Genomic DNA, 23,910 nt, shown 5'->3' with positions numbered 1-23,910 from the left:
GGCTCAAGCGCAATTTATCTCAATATGAAGAAAATAAGCGTTTGGGCGCAATGCGCTATCAGAAAAAATAATGCGTAACCCCTGGGTATGTGCCTATTTTAATGAAAATGGCATGATTTGGGTGTAGTCAAGATCCGGCCAACCGGACGACAGTAAGAGGGATGGATGCGTGAGAACCACACCATGGGTGGAGGAGGGGCTGGTTTTCCTGGGGTTTGTCATGGGCGCGGCGCTATGGCCGCGTTCGCCTCAGGCGGCGTTGACTTTGGCGAGTTTTTTGCCGCATGGCCTGTTTGCTTGGCAGCAGGTCGCGCGCGGCGCGCGGCGCAGTTGGTGGTGGCCGCTGGCGGCGCTATTGGCGGCCATTTGGCTGATGCCGCCGCTATGGGCGGCCTTGCTGGCCGGCTCTTTGTATTTGATTCCGCCCGGCCTGCGCTTGGGGAGGCAGGCCATCTGGCGGCCGCGGCCGTCCACGCCGCATGAGCTGCGCAATCTGCTGCTGACCCTGGTGTGCTATCCGGCGCCGCTGGTGGCCGCGTTGTTGGCGGCCTATGTGTTCGCGTCCGGCGGGCGGATTTCTCCCTGGGCCTGGGCCTGGCAATGCTGGGCGGCGCTGGGCTCCGCGCTATTCCTGTGCGTGCCGCTGGGCCGTCCTTCGCCGCGCAAGGCCGCGCTGCCGCTGCGATTGGAGCTGGCGCTGATCCTGGCCTTGGTGGCGGTGGGCGCCGCGTTGCTGCAATCGAGCGAAATCCGCCTGAATATTCCCAGCCAGCTGCTGTTCTTTCCCTTTATTCTGTGGGCGGCCTGCCGTACCGGACTGGGTGGATCGGCGCTGACCGCCGGCATGGTGGCGGTGGCGCTGTCCCTGACCCGGCCTGAGACCGACACCGTCACGCTCGCCGTTATCGGCAACGTTTCCACCGATCTGTTGCTGGCGCTGGCCCTGAATGTGTCCGGCCTGCTGGTGGCCATCCTGATGGACGGCCATCGCTCGGACGAGGCTGCGCTGAAGACTTTCCGCGCTCGCATCGAGTCCCTGGTCAACCATAGTCCCACCATGATGTCGCTGAAGGACATGGAGGGACGCTACCTGCTGGTCAACGCCGCTTACGCCAAGCGCGTGGGGCGCTCCGCCAGGGAACTGGTGGGGAGGCGGCCGGAGGATTTGTTCGACGACGACGACGCCCAACAGATCCGCGATCAGGACCAGCAAGTGCTGAGCCTGCTGTCGCCGCGCCAGTTTGAGGAATATTTCGCGCTGAACGGCGTGGAAACCTATCTGTTGGCGTCCAAGTTTCCCTTGTTCGACGCCGAGGGCCGGCCGGCCGGCGTGGGCAGCGTGGACACCGACGTGACGCTGAGCAAGCGCGAGCAAAAGGCCAAGCGCGAGGCGGAGGAGCGCTATCTCGCGCTGGTGGAGCAGTCGCTGGTCGGCATTTACATCCTGCAGGACGAGAAGCTGGTCTACGTCAATCCCAAGCTGGCGGAGATCATGGGCTACCTGCCGGAGGAAATGGCCGGCTTGACCATGGGCCAGGTGCTGGTGCCAGGGGAGGCCAGCCGCTTGCGCCAACAACTGCTGCGCCGTTTCCGCGAAAACATCGCCGTCATGCATTACTCCACCCGCGGCCTGCGCAAGGACGGCGTGGTGGTGGACATGGAAGTGCATAGCCGCCTGTTCGAGCTGGAAGGGCGCAAGGCTGTGATAGGCGTGGTGATGGATATTTCCGAGCGTCTCCTGGCCGATACCAATTTGCGGCTGGCGGCCAAGGTGTTCGAGAATTCTGCCGAGGGCATCCTGATTCTGGACGCCAATGCCTGCATCATCGCCGTCAACGACGCTTTCTCCCGCATCACCGGCTATACGGAGCAGGAGGCGCTGGGCAAGGCTTCGCGGATTTTCCGCCAGGGCGAGCGCGAACGCGAGGCCATGCAGCGCGCGCTGGCCGGCAGCGGCCACTGGCAGGGCGAGATGCAGGACAGGCGCAAGACCGGGGAGTGGTATCCGGCGGAGCTGTCCATCTCCGCGTTGCGAGACGAGGATGACGAACTATGCAATTACGTGGCGGTGTTCTCCGACATCACCCAGCGCAAGGAAGCCGAGGCCAGGCTGCAATTCCTGGCCAACCATGATCCGCTGACTCGGCTGCCCAACCGCAGCAGCCTGACTTCGCAGCTGGACGAGGCGCTGGCGCGCATGGCCAGCCTGGGCGGCCAGCTGGCGGTGATGTTCATCGATCTGGACCGTTTCAAGCTGATCAACGATTCCTTCGGCCACCAGGCCGGCGACCAGCTGCTGTGCGAAATCGCGCTGCGGCTGGCGCGCGTGGTGGGCGAGCGCGGCATGCTGGCTCGGCTGGGCGGCGACGAGTTCACCCTGCTGATGAGCGGCTTCGACAACCACACCCAGTTGGCCGAAGTGGCGACCGACATCCTGGCCGAGCTGGGACGGCCGTTGATGCTGGAAGCGCACGAGGTGTTCATCACCGGCAGCATAGGCATCAGCGTGTTTCCGCATGACGGCCGCGACGCGCTGACGCTGCTGAAGAACGCCGACGTGGCGATGTACCGCGCCAAGGACTCGGGCAAGAACACGTATCAGTTCTTCGACGCGGGCATGAACACGCAAACTTTCGAGCGGCTATTGCTGGAAAACGGCCTGCGCATGGCGCTGGAACGGAACGAGTTTGAGCTGCACTTCCAGCCGCAGTTGGCCTCCGACAGCCGCGCGCTGCAGGGCGCCGAGGTGCTGCTGCGCTGGCGCCACCCGCAACTGGGCCTGGTGCCGCCGGTGCGCTTTATTGCGCTGGCCGAGGAAACCGGCCTGATCAAGCCCATAGGCGACTGGGTGCTGGCCGAGGCCTGCCGCCAGCTGGCGGCCTGGGACGCGGCGGGCCTGGAGGTGCCGCGGCTGGCGGTGAATCTGTCGCCGCGCCAGTTCGGCCAGCCGGCTCTGCTGGGCAAGGTAGCGGACGCGCTGCGCGAGGCAGGTTTGGCCGCCGAGCGGCTGGAGCTGGAAATCACCGAGAGCATGCTGATGCAGAACCCGGACGAAGCGGTGCAGCTGCTGACGCAGCTGAAGGCGCTGGGCGTATGGGTATCCATCGACGATTTCGGCACCGGTTATTCCTCGCTGTCTTATCTGAAGCGCTTCCCGCTGGACACGCTGAAGATAGACCAGTCTTTTGTGGACGGCCTGCCGGACGACGAGGACAACGCCGCCATCGCCGAGGCCATCCTGGCTATGGCCAAGAAGCTGAAGTTCCATGTGGTGGCGGAAGGCGTGGAAAACGAGGCGCAGGCGGCCTTCCTGCAGGGCAAAGGCTGCCACACGCTGCAGGGCTACCACTTCAGCCGGCCCTTGCCGGCCGCGGATTTTGCCGCCCTGGTGTCCGGCTGGCGGCGCGAGGCGGCGCTGGTCTAGCTGGGCCGGCGGACGGCTTGCGGCTACAATGGCGGGAATTGTGAATTAGAGAATCCACGCCATGAGCAACAAACGCCTGATACACGGCTTCCATGCCGTCAACGCCCGCCTGTGGCAAAACCCCAAGAGCCTGCTGGAAATCTGGCTGGCCGGCGGCCGCCATGACGCCCGCGCCAAGGCGGTGCTGGACAAGGCCGGCGAGGAAAAGGTCAAGCTGCACATCGTGGACAAGGAACGCCTGGATTCGATGAGCGGCAACGCGCGGCACCAGGGCGTGGTGGCGATGATAGACGCCAGCATGAACTACGTGGATCTGGACGATGTGCTGGAAAACCTGTCCGAGCCGCCGCTGCTGCTGATCCTGGATGGCGTGACCGACCCGCACAATCTGGGCGCCTGCCTGCGCGTGGCAGACGCGATGGGCGCGCACGCCGTGATCGCGCCCAAGGACCGCTCCGCTACGCTGAATGCCACCGTGTCCAAGGTGGCCTGCGGCGCCGCCGAGGTCGTTCCGTATATCACCGTGACCAATCTGGCGCGCACCCTGCGCGACTTGAAGGATGCCGGGGTGTGGATAGCCGGCACCACCATGGAAGCCGACACCGACCTCTACCACTTCGATGCCTCCGGCCCGCTGGCCTGGGTGATGGGCGCAGAGGGCGAGGGCATGCGCCGGCTGACGCGCGAGCACTGCGACGCGCTGGTGTCCATCCCCATGTTCGGCACCGTGGAAAGCCTGAACGTGTCGGTATCGTCTGGCATGGTGCTGTCGGAAAGCCGCCGCCAGCGAGTGCTGAAGACGCAGGGCTAAAGGCTCCTGATCTGGTGCAAGGCCGCGTTAGCGGCCTTTTTCATCCTTGTCCGCCCAGCCGTTCGCGCGTCAGCGCCAGCCAGGCGCGCGCGGCGTGGGACAGGTAGCCGCCGCGCTGCCAGATCAGGCCCAGGTGCCAGTACAGTTTGTGGTCGTACAGCGGGATCACGTCGTACAGCGCGCTGTCCAGCCGCGCGACGATGCTGCGCGGCAGCAGGGTGACGCCCAGATTGGCGCCCACCAGTTCCACGATGAAGTCCCAGTGCGCGCTGCGGCCCACGATATTGGGCGTCTTGCCCAGTTCGCGGAAGGCGTCCGCCACGCGGCGGCTCAGCGTGAAGTCGTCCGGGTACAGCACCAGCGGCTGGTCGGCGATGTCGGACAGCCGCACCAGCGACAGGCCATGCCAGCGCGAGCCGGCCGCCGCCACCAGGCACAGCGGGTCGCGCACCACGGAATAGTGCTCGAACAGCTGGCTGTCCACCGGCAATACGGCCACGCCGATTTCCAGCTCCCCGCTCTTGATGCGGTTTTCTATGGCCAGCGCGCCGTCCTCCACCATTTTCAATTCGATCTGCGGATACAGCCGGCGGTAGTGGCTGACCACCGGCGCGAAGAAGGCCACGCCTACCATGGGCGGCAGGCCGACCACCAGCTCGCCGCGGCTGAGGCCGGACAGGTCGGTCAGCTCGTTCTTCAGCTGATGCATGGCGGACAGCACGTCCAGCCCGCGCTCGTAAGTGACGCGGCCGGCATCGGTCAGCCGGAAGCTGCGCCCTTCGCGCAGGATCAGCGGCATGCCCAGCTCCTCCTCCAGCTGTTTCACCATCTTGCTGATAGTGGGCTGGGTGACGAACAGCGCGTCGGCGGCGCGGGTGAAGCTCTGGCATTTGACCAGTTCGACGAAATAGCGCAGGGCGCGGATGTCCATTTTCCATTCCTGTATGGAATTGTAACGATAATTTTAATTCATTTTTAGAATGAATCGCGGCTCGCTATACTGGCTTCAAGTTCTAAGTTGATGGAAGCCGAATCATGGCCCGCCGCCTGTTTTACCGCCTGTTGCCGCTGTTGCAAACCTGTAGCCAGGTTGCGCTGCTGAGCCTGGTGTGGCTGGCGGCCAGCCAGTTGAGCCATCGCTTCCTGCCGGCGATGCCGGCTGGCGTGCTGGGCATGCTGCTGGTGTTGGCCGGCTTGTGGTCCCGCTTGCTGCCGGTGTCCTGGTTCAGGCTAGGCGCGCGCTGGCTGCTGGCGGAGATGTTGCTGTTCTTCATCCCGGCGGTGGTGGCGGTAGTGCAGTACCCGGAAGTGATTGTATCCGCCGGCGCCCGTTTGTTGCTGGTGATCGTGGCTTCCACCGCGCTGGTGATGGCCGTGACCGCCTTGGTGGTGGATCGCTGCTACAGGCTGGAAATCCGGATGCGCCGCCGCGCCAGCAACCGCAAGGCGCGGATGGGAGCGGAAGTCCATGGAACATGAAATTGCCTTGATCTCCTTCGTACTCACCGTGGTGTTGTACTGGGTGGTCAAAAAGTATTACCTGAAGACCCGCAGCTGGTGGAGCACGCCGATCCTGGCCGTGCCGCTGCTGATCATCGGCCTGGTGGTGTTGGCGAGGGTGCCTTACCACACTTACTTTGCCGATACCCGGTGGCTGACCTGGCTGCTGGGGCCGGCGACGGTGGCCTTCGCGGTGCCGATTTACGAGCAGCGCGCCATCATACGCCGCCACTGGCTGTCGTTGAGCTGCGGCGTGCTGGCGGCGATACCGGCGGCGGTGGTCAGTTCTGTAGCGCTGGCGCGCTGGCTGGACCTGTCGGATACGATGCAGAAGAGCCTGGCGCCGCGTTCGATCAGCACGCCGTTCGCGCTGGCCGCGGCGCACGCCTTGGGCGGCTCGGCCGATTTGACGGCGCTGTTCGTGGTGGTGACCGGAGTATGCGGAATGATGTTGGGACAATTGATGCTGGCGGTGCTGCCGATACGTTCGGCCCTGGCGCGAGGCGCGCTGTACGGCGCCGCGGCCCACGCGGCCGGCACGGCCAAGGCCAATGAGATAGGCGCCGAGGAAGGCGTGGTGGCCAGTCTGACCATGATGCTGGCCGGGGTGGCGACGGTGTTCGCCGCGCCGCTGATCGGCTACTGGATGTAAAGAGTTTGCGTTGTGACCTGATTGCCGGTGGGGTGGCGATCAGTGGGTTTCTCCTCTTCCCCAAAACGAGCGTTGATTACGGCCGGCCCTTTTGGGTCCGGCCATTTTTTTTGGCCGCGTGGTCGTGATCGTGGCTATGGCCGTGGTTGTCCTGGCCGAAGGGCGTATGGCAGACGCAGGGTTCGCCTTCGGCCGCCTCCACCAGCGTCTGCAGGATGCCGCAGTCGGCTGCGGAGTGCGTATCGTGGCATTTGTCGCGCAAAGCCAAGAGTTGCTGCTCCAGCAGCCGTAAAGACTCAATCTGTCGATGAACCTTGCCTATCTGCTGATCGATCAGCAGATTGATGTCTTCGCAATCGTGCCGATGATCGGCCTTGAAGGCCGCCAGATTACGGATGTCGGCCAACGACATGCCCAGCGAGCGGCAGTGCAGGATGAAGTTCAGCTCGCCCAATTGTTCCGCGTTGTAGCGGCGGTAGCCGGAAGATGAGCGCTGCGGGGCCGATAACAGCCCCTCGCGCTCGTAATAGCGTATGGTTTCCGCGTCGCAGCCGGTTTGCCGCGCCAGTTCTCCGATCAGCATGACGCCTCCCGTTCAATCTGTGCTTGACCCTGTAGTGACTACAAGGTTTGTAATGGGCTCAGCTTATCAATGGAGGCGCATATGTCAAGCGCGACGCGTTATCGCAAGGCGGCCACCCCGCATCAGCATCGGACTCACGGCCACGGCGGCGACTGCTGTTCAGGCAAGGCCGAAGCCGCGTTGGCTTTGGAGCCGAAAACGCATGGCCATGATCACGGCAAACAAGATCAACAACACGGCGGAGGCTGCGGCCATGGGCACGCGCATGGCCATGACGATCAGCCTGCGCAGGTTCGCCAACATGGCGCGGCACCTTCCCACGATCACGGCGATGATCATGCGCATGACCACGACCATCATCATGGGCACAAGCATGGCGCGGGCTGCTCGCATGACCGCGACGACGCCGCGCCGGCCCGGGTGCGCTTGGGCCAGGGGCAGGGCGCCAAGCGCTCGCGTCTGCAAATCCAGGCCATGGACTGCCCAACCGAGGCCAGGCTGATTGAAAAGGCTTTGGGCGGCATGAGCGGCGTGGTGGCGCTGGAATTCAATTTCATCGAACGCGTGCTGCTGCTGCAGCATGATCTGCCGCATCTGGACGAGGTCAAGCGCGCCATCTCCAAGGTGGGCATGCAGGCGGTGGAGTTGGGCGGCGGCGAGCAGGCCGCCGCGCCGGTGGTTTCCACCCACAAAGGCAATTGGCTGCTGGCGGCTTCCGGTTTGACGGCCGCGGCGGCGGAAGCGGCGGCCTGGAGCCTGGGCGACGGCCAGTACGCCGTGGCTGGGCTGGCGCTGGCTTCCATTTTGCTGGGCGGCGTCCCCACGCTGAAAAAGGGCTGGATCGCCTTGTCCAGCCGCACGCTGAATATCCATTTCCTGATGTCGGTGGCGGTGATAGGCGCCATGCTGATCGGCCAATGGCCGGAGGCGGCCATGGTGCTGTTCCTGTTCGCCATCGCCGAGCGGCTGGAGGCCATGTCCTTATCCCGCGCTGGCGAGGCGGTGCGCGCGCTGATGGCGCTGGCGCCGGAGACGGCCTGGGTGGCGGATGGCCAGGGCTGGCGCGAGTCGCCGGCCGCGGAGGTGGGCGTGGGCAGTCGCGTGCGAGTGCGGCCGGGCGAGCGCGTGCCGCTGGATGGCCGCATCGTCTCGGGGCACAGCAGCTTTAATGAGGCGCCTATCACCGGAGAGAGCCTGCCCAGGGACAAGGGCCCGCAGGAGTCGGTCTTCGCCGGCAGCATCAACGGCAGCGGCGTGGTGGAAATCGAAACCACGGCGGCGGCGTCCGGCTCGGTGCTGGCCCGCATCATCGCTACCGTACGCGACGCGCAGGCGGCCAAGGCGCCGACGCAACGTTTCATCGACCGCTTCGCCGCCGTTTACACGCCGGTGGTGCTGGCGTTGGCGGCCCTGTTCGCCGTCATCGCGCCGCTGACGGGCTTGCTGCCCTGGCATCAGGCTATCTACAGCGCGCTGGTGATGCTGGTGATCGCCTGCCCTTGCGCGTTGGTGATCGCCACGCCGGTGACGGTGGTCAGCGCCCTGGCCTCAGCCGCGCGACATGGCTTGCTGGTGAAAGGCGGCGCGCCGCTGGAAATGGCCGCCCGCATCGATACGGTCTGTTTCGACAAGACCGGCACGCTGACGCAAGGCGAGCCGCGCGTGACTCGAGTGATCTCCCTGTCTGAGAAGGACGAGAACACCGCGCTGGCCTGCGCCGCCGCGCTGGACAGCCATTCCACCCACCCCTTGGCCAAGGCGGTGTTGGACGAGGCGGCGCAACGCGGCATCGCGCCGCCGGCCGCGGACCAGGTGAGCGAGCTGGTTGGCCGCGGCGTCAGCGGCTGGGTGGACGGCCGTCATTTGCAGCTGGGCAGCCGCCGGCTGGCCGATGAGCAAGGCGCGCTGACGCCGCTGCTGGAGCAGACGCTGCAGGCGCTGGACGTGGCGGGCGAGGGTGCGCTGGTTTTGCTGGACGGCAAGCAGGCTTTGGCGGTGCTGGCGGTGGCGGACCAGGTGCGCCCGGACGCGGCGGCGACCATTGCCCGCCTCAAACAGTTGGGTGTGCGCACCGTGATGCTCAGCGGCGACAGCCCGCAGGTGGCGGCGGCGGTGGGCAGGCTGACCGGTGTCGGCGCGGCGCATGGCGGTTTGCTGCCGCAGGACAAGCTGCGCCATATCGAGCAGCTGCAGCAAGGCGGCAAGGTGGCCATGGTGGGCGACGGCATCAACGACGCGCCGGCCCTGGCCCAGGCGGACCTGGGCATCGCCATGGGCGCGGCGGGTTCGGACAGCGCGCTGGAAACCGCCGGCGCGGCGCTGATGGATGACAAGCTGTCCCGGCTGGCGGACCTGCTGGCCCACGCTCGGCGCACCGCCCGCGTGCTGAAGACCAATATCGCTGTCGCGCTTGCCATCAAGCTGGTGTTCTTCGCCCTGGCATTGATGGGCGTGGCCAGCCTGTGGATGGCGGTGTTCGCCGATGTGGGCAGCAGCCTGATCGTGATTGCCAACGGCCTGCGGCTGGCGCGCTCGGTGAAAGCTTGATTTAGGCGTAGGTATCGACGTATTGCCCCGGCTTGGCTTGGCTGCCTGCCGGGGCATTTGCTTGCTGGGCCTTTTCCAGCGGCGAGAGCGGCGCCTTGCCGCTTTGCTTTTGCAGCAGCTCCACGCGGGCCTGCTGCTCAATCTGAGAGGCCTCGGCCGCCACCGCGCGGTCCTGCCCGGACGGGTCGGACGGCGCCAAGGCGGCGGCGCGCACCGTTTGCGCGTTGCGTATGGTTTCCTCGGGCGTGCCGCCGCGGCTGACCTGGATGGGCACCTCGCCCCCTATCGCGTACTGTTTGCCGTCCGGTCCCTGCTCAAAAGTGAAGCTGGCGGCGCCGGCCAGCGAGCCGCCTGCGGCCTGGTGCGCGGCCTCGTGGCGGCGCACATCGGTGTCGCGCGATTTGAGTTCGCTCACTTCCTTCTGCTGCGCCTCGTTCAGCGGCTTGCCATCGGGAGATTTGGGCGTGGCGGGATTGACGCTCTGGCTATTCGATGCGGAGGCGCCGCCGCTGTGGGAATCCGCATCGCCGGAGCCGGAGCGGTTCGAAGACGCGTCGCCGGTAGCCGCCGCCGCGCCAGCCTGCTGGACAGCCGTTCCCGCCGCCGCGGGCACGCCCGCGGCGTCCGCCCGCAATTGCTGGCAGGCGGGGCATTGGCAGTTGGCTCCGTGCATGGGCGGGGCGTAGGCACCGTAGCCGCCGGAGATGCTGGAAATGGACATATGAATTCGGCCTCTAGCATTCCATTATAGAAGTGGCTGTTGTCCATTCCAATCGTCGTGGCAGAATGTCGGAGTTGAAACGATGGAGATAACGATGAGCGAGCAGAGCCAGGGTCAGCGCGAACTGACGATGTCGGTGCTGATGACGCCCGACATGGCCAATTTTTCCGGCAACGTCCATGGCGGCGTGCTGCTGAAGCTGCTGGATCAAGTCGCCTACGCTTGCGCCAGCCGCTACGCCGGCTGCTACGTGGTGACGCTGTCGGTGGATCAGGTGCTGTTCAAGCAGCCCATACATGTGGGCGAGCTGGTGACTTTTCTGGCCAGCGTCAACCATGCGGGCCGCACGTCGATGGAGGTGGGCATCAAGGTGGTGGCGGAGAACATCCAGAGCCGCAGCCAACGCCACACCAACAGCTGCTATTTCACCATGGTGGCCTACCAGGATGGCAAGCCGGTGACGGTGCCTACCCTGGTGCTGGAAACCGAAGAACAGCGCCAACGCTTCCGCGCCGCGGAAATGCGCAAGCAGCTGCGCATCGAGATGCAGCAGCGCAAGGAAGGCGCCTAATCGTCCCCAAGGCGCTGTCGCGATGGCGGCGCCTGCTCTACAATCCGCCGTTTGCTCACCGGCGCGCCTCCCATGTACACCCTGATCCACTCCGATCCCCGCTTCTATCTGCTGGACAAGCATCCCGGCGTCAGCTTCCATCGCGACGGCGACGAGCCGGGGCTGATGGAGGCTTTGCGCGCCGGCCTGGGCGACGAGGCGCTGTGGCCAGTGCATAGGCTGGACCGCATCACGTCCGGCTTGATTTTGGTGGCACGTTCGGCCGAGACGGCGCGCGCGCTGGGCGAGGCTTTGGCGGAGCGGGAAGTGGAGAAGTATTACCTGGCCTTGTCCGACCGCAAGCCGGCCAAGAAGCAGGGCCGGATCAGCGGCGATATGGCGAAGGGGCGCGGCGGCGCGTGGCGGCTGGCGCAGAGCCAGGACAATCCGGCGGTGACGCAGTTTTTCAGCTATTCGACGCGGCCGGGCGAGCGGCTGTTCCTGCTGCGCCCGCGCACCGGCAAGACGCACCAGCTACGCGTGGCGATGAAGTCATTGGGCGCGCCGATTCTGGGCGACGAACTGTACGGCGGCACGATGGCGGATCGGGGCTATCTGCACGCCTATGCCTTGCGCTTTGCGCTGGATGGCGAGCGCTTCGCCTTTATTCAGCCGCCTAGCCAGGGAGAGCGCTACGCCGATTGCGCCTGCCGCGCCCTGCTGGACGAACTGGGCGAGCCGTGGGCGCAACCCTGGCCGGGCGGCTGAGCGCGGCTTAGGCGGCGACGGCTTCCGGCTGGAAGCGGGCAAGACGGATTCGCAGCTTTTGGCACAGTTCGCCAAAGGCCGAACTGGCCAAGTATTCCAGCTCGCGGCCGCGGCAGGCGGCGATGGGGTCGTCCGCATCCTGGGCCGGCAGGCCTGGGTGGCACATGATCAGCGCCTGTTGCGGCATGCGGGCCAGCCAGGACTGCATCAGACCGGCGAAATCGGCCTGCGGCGTCAGAGAGTACATGCCGCCGAACCACGGCGAAGTGGCGAAGCCGCGCTCCTGCGCCTGCTCGTCGAAATGGGTGCACACGCTGCGCAGAATCAGCGCCTTGAGCCGGTTGTCGCCGGGATGGCCCAGCTTGTCCGGCGAGCGCAGATAGGGCAGGCGGCCTTCCGGCCAGCGGCGCTGGATGGCGTCGAACAGCGCGTCGCGGATCACCGGCAGCGCGTGCACGTGCTGGTGGCCGTCGACGAAATCCGGCAGGCGGCCGAAATGCTCGGCGAAACGGTCTACCTGGCTCAGCGCCTCGTCGCGCAGCGCGGCCTGCGACAGCTGGCGCAGCTGGCTCTTCATCAGCCAGTGCGACAGCGGCTTGGCCGGCTGGCTGAAGGGATGCGTGAGATTGAAATGCAGGCCGACGTCGACCCGCTCCGCCCGCGCCCGAATCTCGCCGGCCAGTTCAGGCCAGTGCGGCGACTGGCTGAGCACGCTGGTGGCGGACAGGCGGCCGGCATCGATCAATTGCAGGATGCCGGCGCTGATGCTGCCGGACTGGGCGAAGTCATCGGCGCAGAGAGTCAATTGTTTCGTCATGGACGGTATGACTGGAGGCCGTCGCAAAAGTTTACAAAGCACGCTTGATGGGACGTTAATTTGTTTGTGGCAAGGAGGCGAAGGCCCACAGCTTGCCCAACAGGAAGGTCAGCGCCGCCACCGCGAACAGGACTATGGCCAGCGAGACGCGGTAATCGAGCGCAGTGAAGCGCAGCAGGGCGAAATACATGGCCTCGTTGACGCAGAAGCTCAGGCAGGCCACGCCGAAGAAGCGCGGCAAGGCCTGGCGATGCGGCACATGGCGCGCCTCGAAGGTGAAACGGCGGTGTCCCCAGTAGCTGAGCTGAAACGCGCCGAGAAAGCCCAGCACATTGGCGGCGAGCGGCGGCGCGCCCAGCGGCACCAAGACCAGGGTCACCAGCGCGAAATGCAGCAGCATGGCCGAGACGCCTACCACGCCGAACCAGAATAATTGCCGCTTCATGCCGGGTCGTCCTCCCGCCGGCCGTGGATGCGGCTGACCAGATAGGTGGGACGGCCCTTCACCTCATTGAAGATGCGGCCGACGTATTCGCCCAGAATGCCTATGGACAAAAGCTGCACCCCGCCCAGGAAGGTGACGGCCACGGCCAGCGTCGGCCAGCCGCTGACCGGGTTGCCGAACAACAGCGTGTGCAGCAGCTCCCACAGCGCATAGCCTATGGACAGCATCGAGATCGCGCAGCCTATCAGCGTCCAGATGCGCAGCGGCATATTGGAGAACGCGGTCAGGCCGGTCAGGCCCAAATTGAACAGGCCGCGGAAGTTGAAGCTGCTTTCACCGGCGCGGCGCTCCTGCGTCTGCGTTTCCATGGGCAGCTGGGTGAAGCCCACCCAGTTGTACAGGCCCTTCATGAAGCGGTTGCGTTCCGGCATGCTGCGCAGCGCGTCCAGGATGCAGCGGTCCAGCACGCGGAAGTCCTGGGTGTTTTCCGGGATTTTCAGCGGCGCGCCGCTGTTGATCAGCGCGTAGAAAGCGCGGGTGAACAGCTTTTTGGCCAGCGTTTCGCCGTCGCGGTTGGCGCGCACGCTGTACACCATGTCATAGCCTTCGCGCCATTTGTCCAGGAAGACCGGCACCATTTCCGGCGGATGCTGGAAGTCGCCGTCTATCAGCACCGCGACGTCGCAGTGGATGTGGTCTATGCCGGCCGTCAGCGCGATCTCTTTGCCGAAATTGCGCGACAGCTGGATCAGCGTCACCGGCAGGCGTTGGCAAGCCTCCAGCACCTTGGGCACGGTGTCGTCGCGGCTGCCGTCGTCCACCACCACCAGTTCGTGGCGGTAGCCGCGTTCGGTCAGCAGGCGGTGCAGCGTCTCCAGCATGGGCACGATATTGGCCGATTCGTTGTAAGCCGGAATCAGACAACTGACCAGCGGCTCGGCCGGGCGTTCGGACGCGCGCAGCGCCAGCAGATAGGGCGGAATGAAGTTGCGGGTGTCGGTCATGGCGCAATCCTGAATCAATGGCCGGCGATGGGGCGCAGCAAGAGCATGCGGTCCTTCATGACGGGGAATTCCGCGGCGCGAGCGTAGCCGCCGGCGATGGCCGGAGGCAGGCGGGAGAGGTCGCGTTGCTCGGTGGCGATCCAGCTGCCCGGATGCGAGGCTAGCAGCACGGCCAGCGCTTGCGGATCCGCCGTGGTGCGCACCTTGCCCTGGCTGTAGAACTCGGCCGAGAACTCGCGGCGGCTGTCCCAGTAGAACAGCATGGCGTTAGGAGATGGCTGCTGCGCGCGCCAGGCTTCTATCACCGGCTTTTGGGTGCGGAAGTATTTGGCGCCGTCGTAGCGCTCCAGGCCGATGGCGGCCAGCACCAGGAGGCCGGAGAGCAGGGCCAGCCAGGGCAGGGCGCGGCCGGAGCGGGCGGTTTGGTCGCGCCGCCACAGCTCGGCCATCAGCAGCGCGGCGCCGGGCAGCATGGGCAGCGAATACGGGAAGATGATGTTGCCGGACATCGTGAAGAACAGCAGCGTCATCACGGTCCACAGCGCGAGATAGAGCAGCCAGCCATCTTGTTCGCCGTTGCGGAAGATGGCGGGCAGCCGGCGCGCGCGGCAGGCGAGCCAGGCCAGCATGGCGATGGACCACGGGAATAGCGCGCCCAGCGCGTAGGGCCAGATCATGCCGCGCGGCGTGGCGTGGGCGAAGCCGTACTTGTCGCCCTTCCAGCCGGAATCGAGGAAGCGGCTGACATGCTCGCCCATGATGAAGTAGTTGAGGAAGCCCGGCGTGCGGATTTCCGCCCAGATATACCAGGGCAGGGCGATGGCGGCGGCGAGCAGGGTGCCGCTGATCCAGGGCAACTCAGTCCACAGCCGCTTCCACTCGTTGCGGATCAGCACCCAAAAGAAGATGGGCATGCCTACCAGCACCACGTCCAGCGGTCCCTTGGCCAGCAGGCCCAGCCCCAAACCGACGAAGAAGGCGTAGCGCCAGGCTCGGCTGCCGCCGCTCATGGCGTGCCAGAAAGCCACCTGGCTCAGCGTGACGCAGAACATCAGCGCGGGGTCTGTCATTACGGTGCCGGCGGCGCCGTAGAACAGCAGGCCGCCGGCCAGCATCAGCGCGGCGGCCATGGCGGCGTCATTGCCGGCGCGGCGGCGCATCAAGTTGGCCGTCAGCCACAGCGCGCCCAGTGCCAGCAGCAGGGCGGGCAGGCGCGCGGCCAGCTCATTGACGCCGAACAGGCCCATGCTGGCGGCGGACAGCCAGGTGGACAGCGGCGGCTTGGCCCAGAACGGCACGCCGTAGTCGTGCAGCGGCGTCACCCAGTTGCCGGTTTCCAGCATCTTGCGGGCGATTTCGGCGTAGCGCGCCTCGGTGGTATCGGTGAGCGGAATGGCCCATAGCGCCAGCGCGCGGATCAATAGCAAGGCCAGCAGCGCAAAGCCGGCGGTCTTGCGCCAGGCGGGAATCGCAGCGGTTTTCATTCGGAGTCAAACGGAAATCGGATCGGCGAAGGCTATCACAGACAGCGTCCGGCGTGTTATTCGGCGCGCAAACGAAAACGCCACTCCGGCGGAGTGGCGTTGACGATGGCGCGGTGGCTTACTGGCGGCCGTGCATCATTTTCTTCAGCACGCTGGACAGCGCGAACAGGATCAGCGAGCTGGCGCCGGCCATGAACACGAACAGCATGAAGAAGTCGTGCAGATTGGTGACAGCGTAGCCCAGGAAGTGCGGAACCGGTTTGGCCGGGTCCGGGTACAGCTCGGACAACACGCCGGCGAACTTGTTGGCGGCCGAGTTGGACAGGAACCAGATACCCATCATCAAGCTGGTGAAGCGGGCCGGCGACAGTTTCACCACCAGCGACAGGCCGATCGGCGACAGGCTCAGTTCGCCGAAAGTGTGCAGCATGTACAGGCTGACCAGCCACAGCATGCTGACCTTGACGCCTGGCTGCAGGCCATCCACGCCGAAGGCGATCACCAGATAGCCGATGGCCAGGAAGAACAGGCCCAGCGCCATCTTGGCCGGCGACGACGGCTCCATGCCCTTGTTGCCCAGCTTGGTCCAGATCCAGGCGAAGATCGGCGCGAACAGCACCACCGAGATCGGGTTGATCGACTGGAAGAACGAGGCCGGGATCACGTAACCCATCAGATTGCGGTTGGTCTGTTCTTCGGCGAAGAAGGTCAGCGAGGCGCCGGCCTGCTCGAAAGCGGACCAGAAGAAGATGACGAAGGCGGACACGATCAGGATGACGGCCAAACGTTGCTTCTCGATGCTGGTCAGCGGCTCGTGCACCATTTTTTCGCCGCTGTCATGGTGGCGTTTCGGAGCCAGGCCAATAGGCTTGCCTTCCGGCGTGACCAGGTACTTGTTCTTGAACAGGCTGAAAATGACCAGCGACAGCAGCATGCCGCAGCCGGCTGCCATGAAGCCCCATTTGAAGTCGGACGGGTTGCCGGTGTCGCCCAGGGTGCCGCACACCAGCGGCGCGAACAGCGAGCCGGCGTTGATGCCCATGTAGAAGATGGTGAAGGCGGAGTCCACGCGCTTGTCGCCCGGGACGTACAACTGACCCACCATGGACGAAATGTTCGGCTTGAACAGGCCGTTGCCGGCGATCAGCATGCCCAGGCCGCCGTACAGCAGCCAGGAGGCGGCCATCACATTGGTTTCGTGCAGCGAGCCGGAGAAGAACAGCATGAACTGGCCGATGGCCATCAGGATGCCGCCGGAGATGATGGAGCGGCGGTTGCCCCAGTAGCGGTCGGCGATATAGCCGCCGATCAGCGGGGTCAGATAGACCAGGCCGGTATAGGTGCCGTAGATGTCGGAAGCGTGAGCCTTGTCGAAAAGCAGGGCCTTGATCATGTACAGCGTGAAGATGGCGCGCATGCCGTAGTAGCTGAAGCGCTCCCACATCTCCGTCACAAAGAGCAGGTACAGCCCCCTGGGATGCGATTGTGTAGACATAAGGGTTTCCTTCGAGTGACTTGAGACATCACCAGCAACGAGCGATGTTTTTGATTTTTTATGATTGCCTGGATTTTGTAGGCAGTTCTCGATCATATCGATTAAATGTTGAGATGTGAAAATTTTTTCAAGAAAAATGTCATAACAATGTAATAATTAGAGCAATAACTTCCAGTTTGTGATGTTTTTTATTGAGCATTTAATCGTTTTCTTATGAGTTTTATTCATTTGGTTCATTGAAGATTGTATGCAATTGGCGTTGCGAAATGTTCACAAGGTAAACGGTTTGTGATTGTCATTTACCTAAAATGCGCATAGGGTCCTGATGGGCATTCGCCCTTGTCCCACTGCTCAAGGTATGACGATGAAGATCATGACTTGCCTGGCGCAGCCCCTTTTCGAGGGCCCGCGCCCCAACTGGTATACGCTGGACATCATCCTGACGTTCGACTTCCCGCGCGCCTGACGCTCCCCTCTCGTTTTCTTTTCCATTTACAAAGTTGAAACCGCAAGACGGCAAGCCATGCCGGGTCTGCGCGCGTGCGCGCGCCGGACGCACTTGGCTGAGTCGCGAGGAGACGCATCATGGCACGACGCATTCCCGAACCGTTCCGGATCAAGATGGTGGAGCCCATCCGCCAAACCACGTCCGAAGACCGCCGCGAGGCGCTGGAGGTGGCCGGCTGGAACCCCTTCCTGCTCAAGGCGGAAGACGTATATATAGACTTGCTGACCGATAGCGGCACTGGCGCGATGTCCGACCGCCAATGGGCTGGGCTGATGATGGGTGACGAGGCCTATGCAGGCAGCCGCAATTTCCTGCATCTGGCCGACACCGTGCGCGAACTGTTCGGCTACGCCCACACCATCCCCACCCACCAGGGCCGCGGCGCGGAGCAGATTTTGTTCCCGGAGCTGGTCAAGCGCTGCCGCGGCGAGCGGCCGGTATTCCTGTCCAACTATCACTTCGACACCACCAAGGCCCACGTGGAGCTGGCCGGCGCGCGCGCGGTCAACGTGTTGACACCGCAGGCGCTGGACACCGGCACCGCTTATGACTGGAAGGGCGATTTCGACTTGCCGCGGCTAGGCGAGATCGTGGCGGCGGAGGGAGACAACGTCGCCGCCGTCATCATCACCATCACCTGCAACAGCGCCGGCGGCCAGCCTGTGTCCATGGGCAATATCCGCGCCGTCAGCGAGCTGGCGCGCGCGCGCGGCATCCCGGTGGTGATAGACGCGGCCCGCTTCGCCGAAAACGCCTGGTTCATCCGCGAGCGCGATCCGGCCTACGCCGGCGCGTCCATCGCGGCCATCGTGCGCGAGATGTTCGACTGCGGCGATATGTTCACCATGTCGGCCAAGAAGGACGGTTTGGTCAATATCGGCGGCCTATGCTGCTTCAAGGACGACGAGGAACTGTTCCGCGCGGCCCAGGTGCGCTGCGTGCCGATGGAGGGCTTCGTTACCTACGGCGGCCTGGCCGGACGCGATATGGAGGCGCTGGCGATAGGGCTGAAGGAAGGCCTGGACGATGCTTTCCTGAGCTATCGCATCGGTCAGGTGGCGTATCTGGGCGAGCGGTTGCGCGAAGGCGGCGTGCCCATCCAGACGCCTACCGGCGGCCACGCGGTGTTCGTCGACGCCAAGCTGCTGCTGCCGCATATTCCGGCCGAGCAATTCCCGGCCCATGCGCTGGCTTGCGAGCTGTATCTGGAAGGCGGGGTGAGGGCGGTGGAGATCGGCTCCCTGCTCTTGGGGCGCAATCCGCAAAGCGGCAAGCAAGAGCCGTCGCCGTTTGAACTGATGCGGCTGACCATTCCGCGCCGGGTCTATACCAACGATCACATGGACTACATCGCCGATTGTCTGATCGCGGTGAAACGGCGCGCCAGCGAGGTGCGAGGGTTGACGTTTGACTACGAGCCGCCCATCCTGCGCCACTTTATGGCGCGGCTGCGTCCGGTGTAAGGCTGGAGAAGAGGAGGCGGCTCCGGCTTGCCGGGATTGCTGCCTCCGAGCGGGCTTAAGCTTTGTGAGCCAGCCATTGGGCGGCCTGCTCGGCGGCGCGCAGCAGGGCCGGGCGGTTTTTCAGGCCGTCCCAGTAAGCGACCAGCTCCGGCCAGTCGCGCATATTGCCAAACTCTATGCCGTAACCTATGGTGCGTCCGACATACACATCGGCCGCGCTGAAGCGGTCGCCGGCGATATAGCGGCGGCCGGCCACGGCCTTGGCCAGCGTGTTGATCGTCGCCTCGTAAGAGCCGTAGCCGAACATGCGTTGCTGCTCTGGCGTGGGGATGAGGCCGGCGGTCTGGTTGGTCCAGGCCTGCTCCACGCAACTGGCGGCGAAGAACAGCCAGCGGTAGTAATCGCCGCGGGCGTCCAGCGCCGGGGCCAGTCCCGCCTCCGGAAAAGCGTCTGCCAGATAGGCGCAGATGGCCGCGCCCTCGGTGACGACCTGTTCGCCATGTTGGATGGCCGGCACCTTGCCCATGGGATTGATGGCCAGATATTCCGGCGACTTCATGGCGGCGCCGTATTCCAGCAGCACCGGGCGGTAGGGCGCGCCCACTTCCTCCAGCATCCAGTGCACGATATTGCCCCGCGACTGCGGGTTGGTATAGAAGACCAGCTCTTTCGACATGACCTTGCGCCTTTCCGTGGAGGGGTTGCGGCAACGGCGGGCATGGCTGAAGACCCGCTCTCGCCATCGCCGGAATATGCGTGATGCATTTCATGGCAGCGGCAGGCAAGCGGCTCGGCATGGCCGAGGCCGGACTCAGCCGGAGAAGGCCGGCTTGCGCACGCGCATGACGAAGCTGCAATCGCCTATCACGTTGTAGAAGTTTTGCACCGCCATCGTGATGTCGGCCTCCGCCAGCTGGCCGCTGTTGAAGCGGCTGGCCCACGGCTCCAGGATTTTCACGTCCGACGACTCCATCACCCAGTCCACGCCCAGGTAGACGCCCAGCGGGGTGCTGGAACTGCCTTCCGCCATGCTCTGGCGGTTCAGCTCCTGATTGAACAGCTGCAAGCCCATGGCGGTGATGGGCCGCACATGGGTGGGGTCCGCCAGGTAGTTGTCGCTGCGCGGATGCGGCACGGTGATGGTTACGCGCGCGTCCGGCGCGCACACCCGGTACAGCTCCTTGATGATGCCTAGGTAGATGTCGGCGCTGGCGCCCAAGTGCTCCAGCACATGGCTCATCACCACCTCGTCCACCGAGTTGTCCGCCCAAGGCCAGGGAAAGCATTCCAGATCGACTACCTGATCCGGCTGGCAAGCGGCTTGGGAATCCACATTGACGAAGCCGGGACGTTGGTCATGGCCGCAGCCGAGGTTGAGTTTGAGCATGATAGTAGGCGTCGCCAGTAGGAAGTGAGTTGCAGTCTAGCGGCGACCTCATTGGAGAAACAAGCATGGCTAGGCTTGTTCGGTCTATTTTTGGCCTCATATCACCAGGAAATGCTTGGTAGCCACAAAAGGGAGAGTTCATGTTCGAACGTTTGCGGCAGATGTTGGAGGACGGCGCTGCTAGCTTCCGCGTAATAGAACATCCGGCCGAAGGCAATTCGCGCATGGTGGCGGAGATACGCGGCACCGAGGTGGGGCAGGGGGCCAAGGCCATGCTGTGCCGGGTGGCGGACGCGCCGGGCCAGTTTGTGCTGGCGGTGCTGCCGGGCGACGAGCGGGTGGACTTCGCCAAGGTGGCCGCCGCCGTCGGCGCGCGCAAGGTCAAGCTGGCGGATGCGGCAGACGCCGAGGCCGCCACTGGCTGCGTGATCGGCTCCATCCCGCCATTCAGCTTTGACCCTGCTATCCGGCTGGTGGTGGACCCGCAGCTGCTGGCGCGTTACGGCGAAATCGCGTTCAACGCCGGCCGGCTGGATGCGTCCATGGTGCTGGACGCGGACGATTACCGCCGCCTGGCGCAGCCCTTGTTGGCCGATATCCGCAAGGAGAGCTTGGAATGAGCAATGCGAGCGAAGCGCTGGCCGCCTACGCCCGCGCCATCATGGGCGGTGCCGGGGCGGAGCGCATCATCGGCCGCGAGGAGCGGCGCGAAAGCTGGCGCGAGGCCGACTGCGAAGTGAGCCTGCGGCAGCGCGATTACAGCTTCGACAATGGCGTAGTCATCCGCCGCGCCATCGAGGTGGACGATTACCCCAGCGAGCTGGCCTGCTCCGAATGCTGGATCACCTATGAGGTGCTGGAGCTGGGCAGCTCGCCCGGCATCGAACCCGAGCGCAAGAGTTTTGACAACGCCTGCCGCGAGGCCTACTGGCTGCGCTACCACTCAGCGTCGGCCATCTGAAGGCATGGGCGGAAGCCGCGATGTGAGAGGGGTCTGTCCGATTCGCTTGGCGGCTTAGGCCTGTGCCGCGCGCGGGGGCGTTCATGGCGGCGCCAGCCAGACCTGGTCGAAATCCATCCAGCCGCACTGCGCCAGGGTCACGCCGCGCAGCTGGGGCGAGTATTCCAGCGTCTGCCAGTAATGGCGCAGCGGAATCAAGCTGGCCTCCTCCACTAGCAAGCGGGCCAAGGTCTCATAGCGCAGCCAGCGCTGCCCGGCATCCGCTTCCTTTGCCAGCGTTTCTGCCGCCTGCCGCGTCCTGCGCTTTGGCTCCGCTTCCAGCCAGCGGTGAAAGCCTGCATCCTGGCTTAGCCATTGGCAGACGTTGAAGTCCACGTCGTCGCTCATCACTTCTCCGGTCAGCAGCAAATCGGCACGCTCCAGCCAGTCGTAACGGGCGAAGTCCGGATAGGGCAGCACAATCAGCTCGATGCGGCAGCCCGCTTCGCGCAGCCGGCGTGCTGTCGCTTTCGCCAGTTCGATATGGGTTTGCAACTGGTAGGTGACGAGCCGCAGCGTCGCCGGCAGCCGCGGTTGTCGCAACAGGGCGGGCGGTGGCCGGTGTTTCCATTGCGGCAGCATGCCCAGCGCCGGATCGCCATCGAGCTTAGTCTGCCAGACGGCTGGATGCAGCCAGTCGGCCAGCGCCTGTCTTTGCTCCGGATTCAGGCTGGCTGGATTGGCCGCCAGATAGCTGCAGCCGGCTTCCAATTGACGCTGAAACGGCTTATCGACGGTTTCGGCGGGATGGCAGACGCGCGCATCCAGCCGCGCCCTGATTTCCGGATCGTTGACTATCCAGATGTCTACCGCGTCCAATAATGGCCGCTGTTTCCAGTGGCGGTCAAAGGCGCGCAGCGTGGCGCGGCAGTCGTTGTTGACTTCCAGCCGGAACGGGCCGGTGCCGATGGGCATGCGTCCGAAGCTGGTTTGCGGCCAGCCGTCGCGCGGCAAGATGGAGGCGGCGCTGTCGGCCAACCGCCGCGGCAGCAGCGCGTCGGGCAGCTTGAGCGCGATGTCCACTGTCAGCGGCGCTGGCAGGCTGATGGACTGAAGATGCGGCAGCAGGCCTTGGTGCGGGCCGGGCTCGTTGCGCAGCCGTTGCAGGGTTTGGCGGACATCTTCGCCATCCAGCGCGCGGCCATGATGGAAGAATACCCCGGGCCGCAGGTGGAAGCGCCAGTTGCGCCACTCGCCGTCATGGGTCCAATGGTGGGCCAGGGCGGGGGCAATGCTCTTCCTGGCGCGGTCGTAACGGGTGAGGCCGTCGAAGATCTGGCGGATCAGGTGGCATTCGGTGCGACGGTTGATCTGGATCGGGTCCAAACTGTGCAGCGGCCGGTAAAAGGGCAGGCGCAGCGTTTGCGGCTGGGACGGCTGCGCGCCGAGATAGGCTGGCAGCAAGGCTGCCAGCTGCCGCCGCGATTCCGGCGACAGCGAGCGGGTTGCCTGCTCGATATCGCCTTTGTCCAGCAGCCGGCGCAGCGCGTCCGCCTGCAGTTCCGCCGGCGGCGCCAGCAGCCGCAGATGGGACGGGTGGCCGCGGCCCAGGCCTGGACGCCAGCGCAGCCAGCCTTGCGTTTCCATTTTTTTCAGGATTTCTCGGGCGTGGCGCGGCGCGCAGCAAAGCACCTCGGCGACATCGGCCAGGCGGATGGGGCCGTCGTGATCGGGAAAGGCGCGATGCAGGCGCTGGTAGTGCTGGAGAGGGCGCATAAAAGGGGAGGATTGGGCTGAATTTGATCCTTTTTTATCTCCGCTTTTGTGCCGGATACTGCTGCTTCTGTCAAATGTCATGGAGCGCGCATGTCTGCCGTCCCCCTTCCTGTTTCACTTTGGCGCCAACCCGTGTTCTCCGGCCTGTTCGCTTCGACCGCGCTATTGGCGTTGGGAGGCCAGATTTACCAGCTGGCTTTGCCCTTGATTCTGTATGAGCTGACGCATTCGCTGTCGGCGATGAGCAATCTGCGAGCGGTGGAGTTTCTGCCCAACTTATTGCTGGCGGCTTTCATCGGCGTGTGGGTGGACCGGGTGTGCCGCCGGCGCTGGGCTCAGCGCTCGCTGCTGGCGATGGCGGCATGGCAGGCAGGCGCTGGCGGACTCGCCTGGTCTAGCCGGGTGAGGGCGTTGGCGTAGTTGGGGAGCGGTTTAGGAAATGACAACGGCCCGCAATGCGGGCCGTTGTCATTTGAACTCGACTGAGCTCGACGCGCTTTAGTGAGACGCCGGTTCCAGATGGGGCTGGCCCAGCTTCACCATCGGCCCCTCGGCGGTTTTCCATTCGCCGAGGATGCGCCATTGCTTGTCGTGGTCTTCCAGCTGCACGTACCAGTGGTTGGCGGTGACCAGCGGCTTGGCCAGTATGCCCTGGTATAGATTGGCGCCGGCCAGGGTCATTTCGGCGCTTTGGTCGAAGTCGTCTTGCGCCGGGTGGACCAGGCGCAGCGACAGCGTGTCCGGCAGCTTGGCCTTGCTGCTGGTGATCAGGCGCAGGCTGCGGCCGTCGGCGCCGAACATCAGTTGGCCGGACAGGCCCATTTGCGCCGCCACTTTGTCGCGGCGCAGCTCCATATTGATGGCCTTGCCCTTCTTGTAGTAATCGTCGGTGACCAGGCCATCGTCGGATTGGATGGCGACGTTCAGGTAGCAGATGCCGACGATGATGGAAACCAGCGGGATGCCGAACAAGATCCAGGGCCAGGGTTCCTTGTACCAGGGGCGAGGCGTGTGGTGGGCGGTGTGTTGCATGTC

General features: G+C 64.6%; 24 protein-coding genes. 11 read left to right on the top strand and 13 right to left on the bottom strand.

Annotated elements, in window-relative coordinates:
* Window positions 1-169: 169 nt before the first annotated feature.
* Both C2I19_RS06910 and rlmB read left to right on the top strand, forming a co-directional pair.
* Window positions 170-3,424 carry a sensor domain-containing protein gene (locus tag C2I19_RS06910; RefSeq protein ID WP_233201128.1) on the top strand — a complete coding sequence of 1,085 codons (3,255 nt, stop codon included), beginning with the start codon at window positions 170-172 and terminating at the stop codon, window positions 3,422-3,424.
* Window positions 3,425-3,485: 61 nt separating this feature from the next.
* Window positions 3,486-4,235, top strand: coding sequence for a 23S rRNA (guanosine(2251)-2'-O)-methyltransferase RlmB (gene rlmB / locus C2I19_RS06905; RefSeq protein WP_103901974.1), 750 nt, complete (start codon window positions 3,486-3,488; stop codon window positions 4,233-4,235).
* 40 nt (window positions 4,236-4,275) lie between these two features.
* Here the strand turns inward: rlmB and C2I19_RS06900 are convergent, their stop codons facing one another.
* Window positions 4,276-5,166, bottom strand: coding sequence for a LysR family transcriptional regulator (locus C2I19_RS06900; RefSeq protein ID WP_103901973.1), 891 nt, complete (start codon window positions 5,164-5,166; stop codon window positions 4,276-4,278).
* 104 nt (window positions 5,167-5,270) lie between these two features.
* Here C2I19_RS06900 and C2I19_RS06895 point away from each other — a divergent pair, with 104 nt between their 5' ends.
* A complete protein-coding gene (locus C2I19_RS06895) occupies window positions 5,271-5,714 on the top strand; it encodes a CidA/LrgA family protein (RefSeq protein WP_103901972.1) in 444 nt (147 codons plus the stop codon).
* Window positions 5,704-6,387: an LrgB family protein gene (locus C2I19_RS06890; RefSeq protein WP_233201127.1), complete on the top strand. Its 684-nt coding sequence runs from the start codon at window positions 5,704-5,706 to the stop codon at window positions 6,385-6,387. Before C2I19_RS06895 ends, C2I19_RS06890 begins: the two co-directional genes overlap by 11 nt.
* A gap of 76 nt (window positions 6,388-6,463) precedes the next feature.
* Here the strand turns inward: C2I19_RS06890 and C2I19_RS06885 are convergent, their stop codons facing one another.
* A complete protein-coding gene (locus C2I19_RS06885) occupies window positions 6,464-6,970 on the bottom strand; it encodes a Cd(II)/Pb(II)-responsive transcriptional regulator (RefSeq protein WP_103901971.1) in 507 nt (168 codons plus the stop codon).
* A gap of 159 nt (window positions 6,971-7,129) precedes the next feature.
* Window positions 7,130-7,333, bottom strand: coding sequence for a hypothetical protein (locus C2I19_RS22435; protein ID WP_233201126.1), 204 nt, complete (start codon window positions 7,331-7,333; stop codon window positions 7,130-7,132).
* Window positions 7,334-7,444: 111 nt separating this feature from the next.
* On the opposite strand from C2I19_RS22435, the gene C2I19_RS06880 reads away from it, so the two are divergent.
* Window positions 7,445-9,517, top strand: coding sequence for a heavy metal translocating P-type ATPase (locus C2I19_RS06880; RefSeq protein WP_233201125.1), 2,073 nt, complete (start codon window positions 7,445-7,447; stop codon window positions 9,515-9,517).
* A gap of 1 nt (window position 9,518) precedes the next feature.
* On the opposite strand, the gene C2I19_RS06875 is transcribed toward C2I19_RS06880, so the two are convergent.
* Window positions 9,519-10,238, bottom strand: a complete 720-nt coding sequence (locus C2I19_RS06875; protein ID WP_199181100.1) for a putative metalloprotease CJM1_0395 family protein — start codon at window positions 10,236-10,238, stop codon at window positions 9,519-9,521.
* Between the two features lie 94 nt (window positions 10,239-10,332).
* Between C2I19_RS06875 and C2I19_RS06870 the strand changes: the two genes are divergently transcribed.
* Both C2I19_RS06870 and C2I19_RS06865 read left to right on the top strand, forming a co-directional pair.
* Window positions 10,333-10,809, top strand: a complete 477-nt coding sequence (locus C2I19_RS06870) for an acyl-CoA thioesterase (protein WP_103901970.1) — start codon at window positions 10,333-10,335, stop codon at window positions 10,807-10,809.
* Between the two features lie 72 nt (window positions 10,810-10,881).
* The gene (locus C2I19_RS06865; protein WP_103901969.1) at window positions 10,882-11,556 is read left to right on the top strand and encodes a TIGR01621 family pseudouridine synthase; all 675 of its coding nucleotides are present in this window, start codon (window positions 10,882-10,884) and stop codon (window positions 11,554-11,556) included.
* 7 nt (window positions 11,557-11,563) lie between these two features.
* Here the strand turns inward: C2I19_RS06865 and C2I19_RS06860 are convergent, their stop codons facing one another.
* The 5 genes from C2I19_RS06860 to C2I19_RS06840 form a co-directional block, all read right to left on the bottom strand.
* Entirely contained in the window at window positions 11,564-12,373 is an 810-nt protein-coding gene (locus tag C2I19_RS06860; protein WP_103901968.1) for a ChbG/HpnK family deacetylase, read from the bottom strand.
* A 55-nt stretch (window positions 12,374-12,428) separates the two neighbouring features.
* Window positions 12,429-12,818: a GtrA family protein gene (locus tag C2I19_RS06855; protein WP_103901967.1), complete on the bottom strand. Its 390-nt coding sequence runs from the start codon at window positions 12,816-12,818 to the stop codon at window positions 12,429-12,431.
* Complete coding sequence (locus C2I19_RS06850) at window positions 12,815-13,822, bottom strand: glycosyltransferase family 2 protein (protein ID WP_103901966.1); 1,008 nt, start codon at window positions 13,820-13,822, stop codon at window positions 12,815-12,817. Before C2I19_RS06850 ends, C2I19_RS06855 begins: the two co-directional genes overlap by 4 nt.
* A gap of 14 nt (window positions 13,823-13,836) precedes the next feature.
* Window positions 13,837-15,306, bottom strand: a complete 1,470-nt coding sequence (locus C2I19_RS06845; RefSeq protein WP_103901965.1) for an ArnT family glycosyltransferase — start codon at window positions 15,304-15,306, stop codon at window positions 13,837-13,839.
* A gap of 118 nt (window positions 15,307-15,424) precedes the next feature.
* Window positions 15,425-16,801, bottom strand: a complete 1,377-nt coding sequence (locus C2I19_RS06840; protein WP_103901964.1) for a peptide MFS transporter — start codon at window positions 16,799-16,801, stop codon at window positions 15,425-15,427.
* A gap of 585 nt (window positions 16,802-17,386) precedes the next feature.
* Between C2I19_RS06840 and C2I19_RS06835 the strand changes: the two genes are divergently transcribed.
* Window positions 17,387-18,772, top strand: coding sequence for a tryptophanase (locus tag C2I19_RS06835; protein ID WP_103901963.1), 1,386 nt, complete (start codon window positions 17,387-17,389; stop codon window positions 18,770-18,772).
* 55 nt (window positions 18,773-18,827) lie between these two features.
* Here the strand turns inward: C2I19_RS06835 and C2I19_RS06830 are convergent, their stop codons facing one another.
* Both C2I19_RS06830 and C2I19_RS06825 read right to left on the bottom strand, forming a co-directional pair.
* Entirely contained in the window at window positions 18,828-19,448 is a 621-nt protein-coding gene (locus C2I19_RS06830) for a glutathione S-transferase family protein (protein ID WP_103901962.1), read from the bottom strand.
* A 135-nt stretch (window positions 19,449-19,583) separates the two neighbouring features.
* Window positions 19,584-20,159, bottom strand: a complete 576-nt coding sequence (locus tag C2I19_RS06825; RefSeq protein WP_146056753.1) for a class I SAM-dependent methyltransferase — start codon at window positions 20,157-20,159, stop codon at window positions 19,584-19,586.
* A 140-nt stretch (window positions 20,160-20,299) separates the two neighbouring features.
* On the opposite strand from C2I19_RS06825, the gene C2I19_RS06820 reads away from it, so the two are divergent.
* Together C2I19_RS06820 and C2I19_RS06815 are read left to right on the top strand one after the other, a co-directional pair.
* Window positions 20,300-20,779: a YbaK/prolyl-tRNA synthetase associated domain-containing protein gene (locus tag C2I19_RS06820; RefSeq protein ID WP_103901961.1), complete on the top strand. Its 480-nt coding sequence runs from the start codon at window positions 20,300-20,302 to the stop codon at window positions 20,777-20,779.
* The gene (locus tag C2I19_RS06815; RefSeq protein ID WP_103901960.1) at window positions 20,776-21,120 is read left to right on the top strand and encodes a hypothetical protein; all 345 of its coding nucleotides are present in this window, start codon (window positions 20,776-20,778) and stop codon (window positions 21,118-21,120) included. Before C2I19_RS06820 ends, C2I19_RS06815 begins: the two co-directional genes overlap by 4 nt.
* Window positions 21,121-21,201: 81 nt before the next feature.
* Here the strand turns inward: C2I19_RS06815 and C2I19_RS06810 are convergent, their stop codons facing one another.
* A complete protein-coding gene (locus C2I19_RS06810; RefSeq protein WP_103901959.1) occupies window positions 21,202-22,875 on the bottom strand; it encodes an SgrR family transcriptional regulator in 1,674 nt (557 codons plus the stop codon).
* Window positions 22,876-22,965: 90 nt separating this feature from the next.
* Between C2I19_RS06810 and C2I19_RS06805 the strand changes: the two genes are divergently transcribed.
* Window positions 22,966-23,295 (top strand): MFS transporter, encoded by a 330-nt coding sequence (locus C2I19_RS06805; RefSeq protein ID WP_199181099.1) that lies wholly within the window; start codon window positions 22,966-22,968, stop codon window positions 23,293-23,295.
* A 78-nt stretch (window positions 23,296-23,373) separates the two neighbouring features.
* Here the strand turns inward: C2I19_RS06805 and C2I19_RS06800 are convergent, their stop codons facing one another.
* Entirely contained in the window at window positions 23,374-23,907 is a 534-nt protein-coding gene (locus C2I19_RS06800; protein WP_103901958.1) for a FixH family protein, read from the bottom strand.
* Window positions 23,908-23,910: the final 3 nt, after the last annotated feature.

Origin of the sequence: Chromobacterium alticapitis (genome assembly GCF_002924365.1) — a bacterium.
In the GTDB taxonomy this organism is placed as follows: domain Bacteria; phylum Pseudomonadota; class Gammaproteobacteria; order Burkholderiales; family Chromobacteriaceae; genus Chromobacterium; species Chromobacterium alticapitis.
This window is presented reverse-complemented; position numbering and strand designations above follow the sequence as displayed.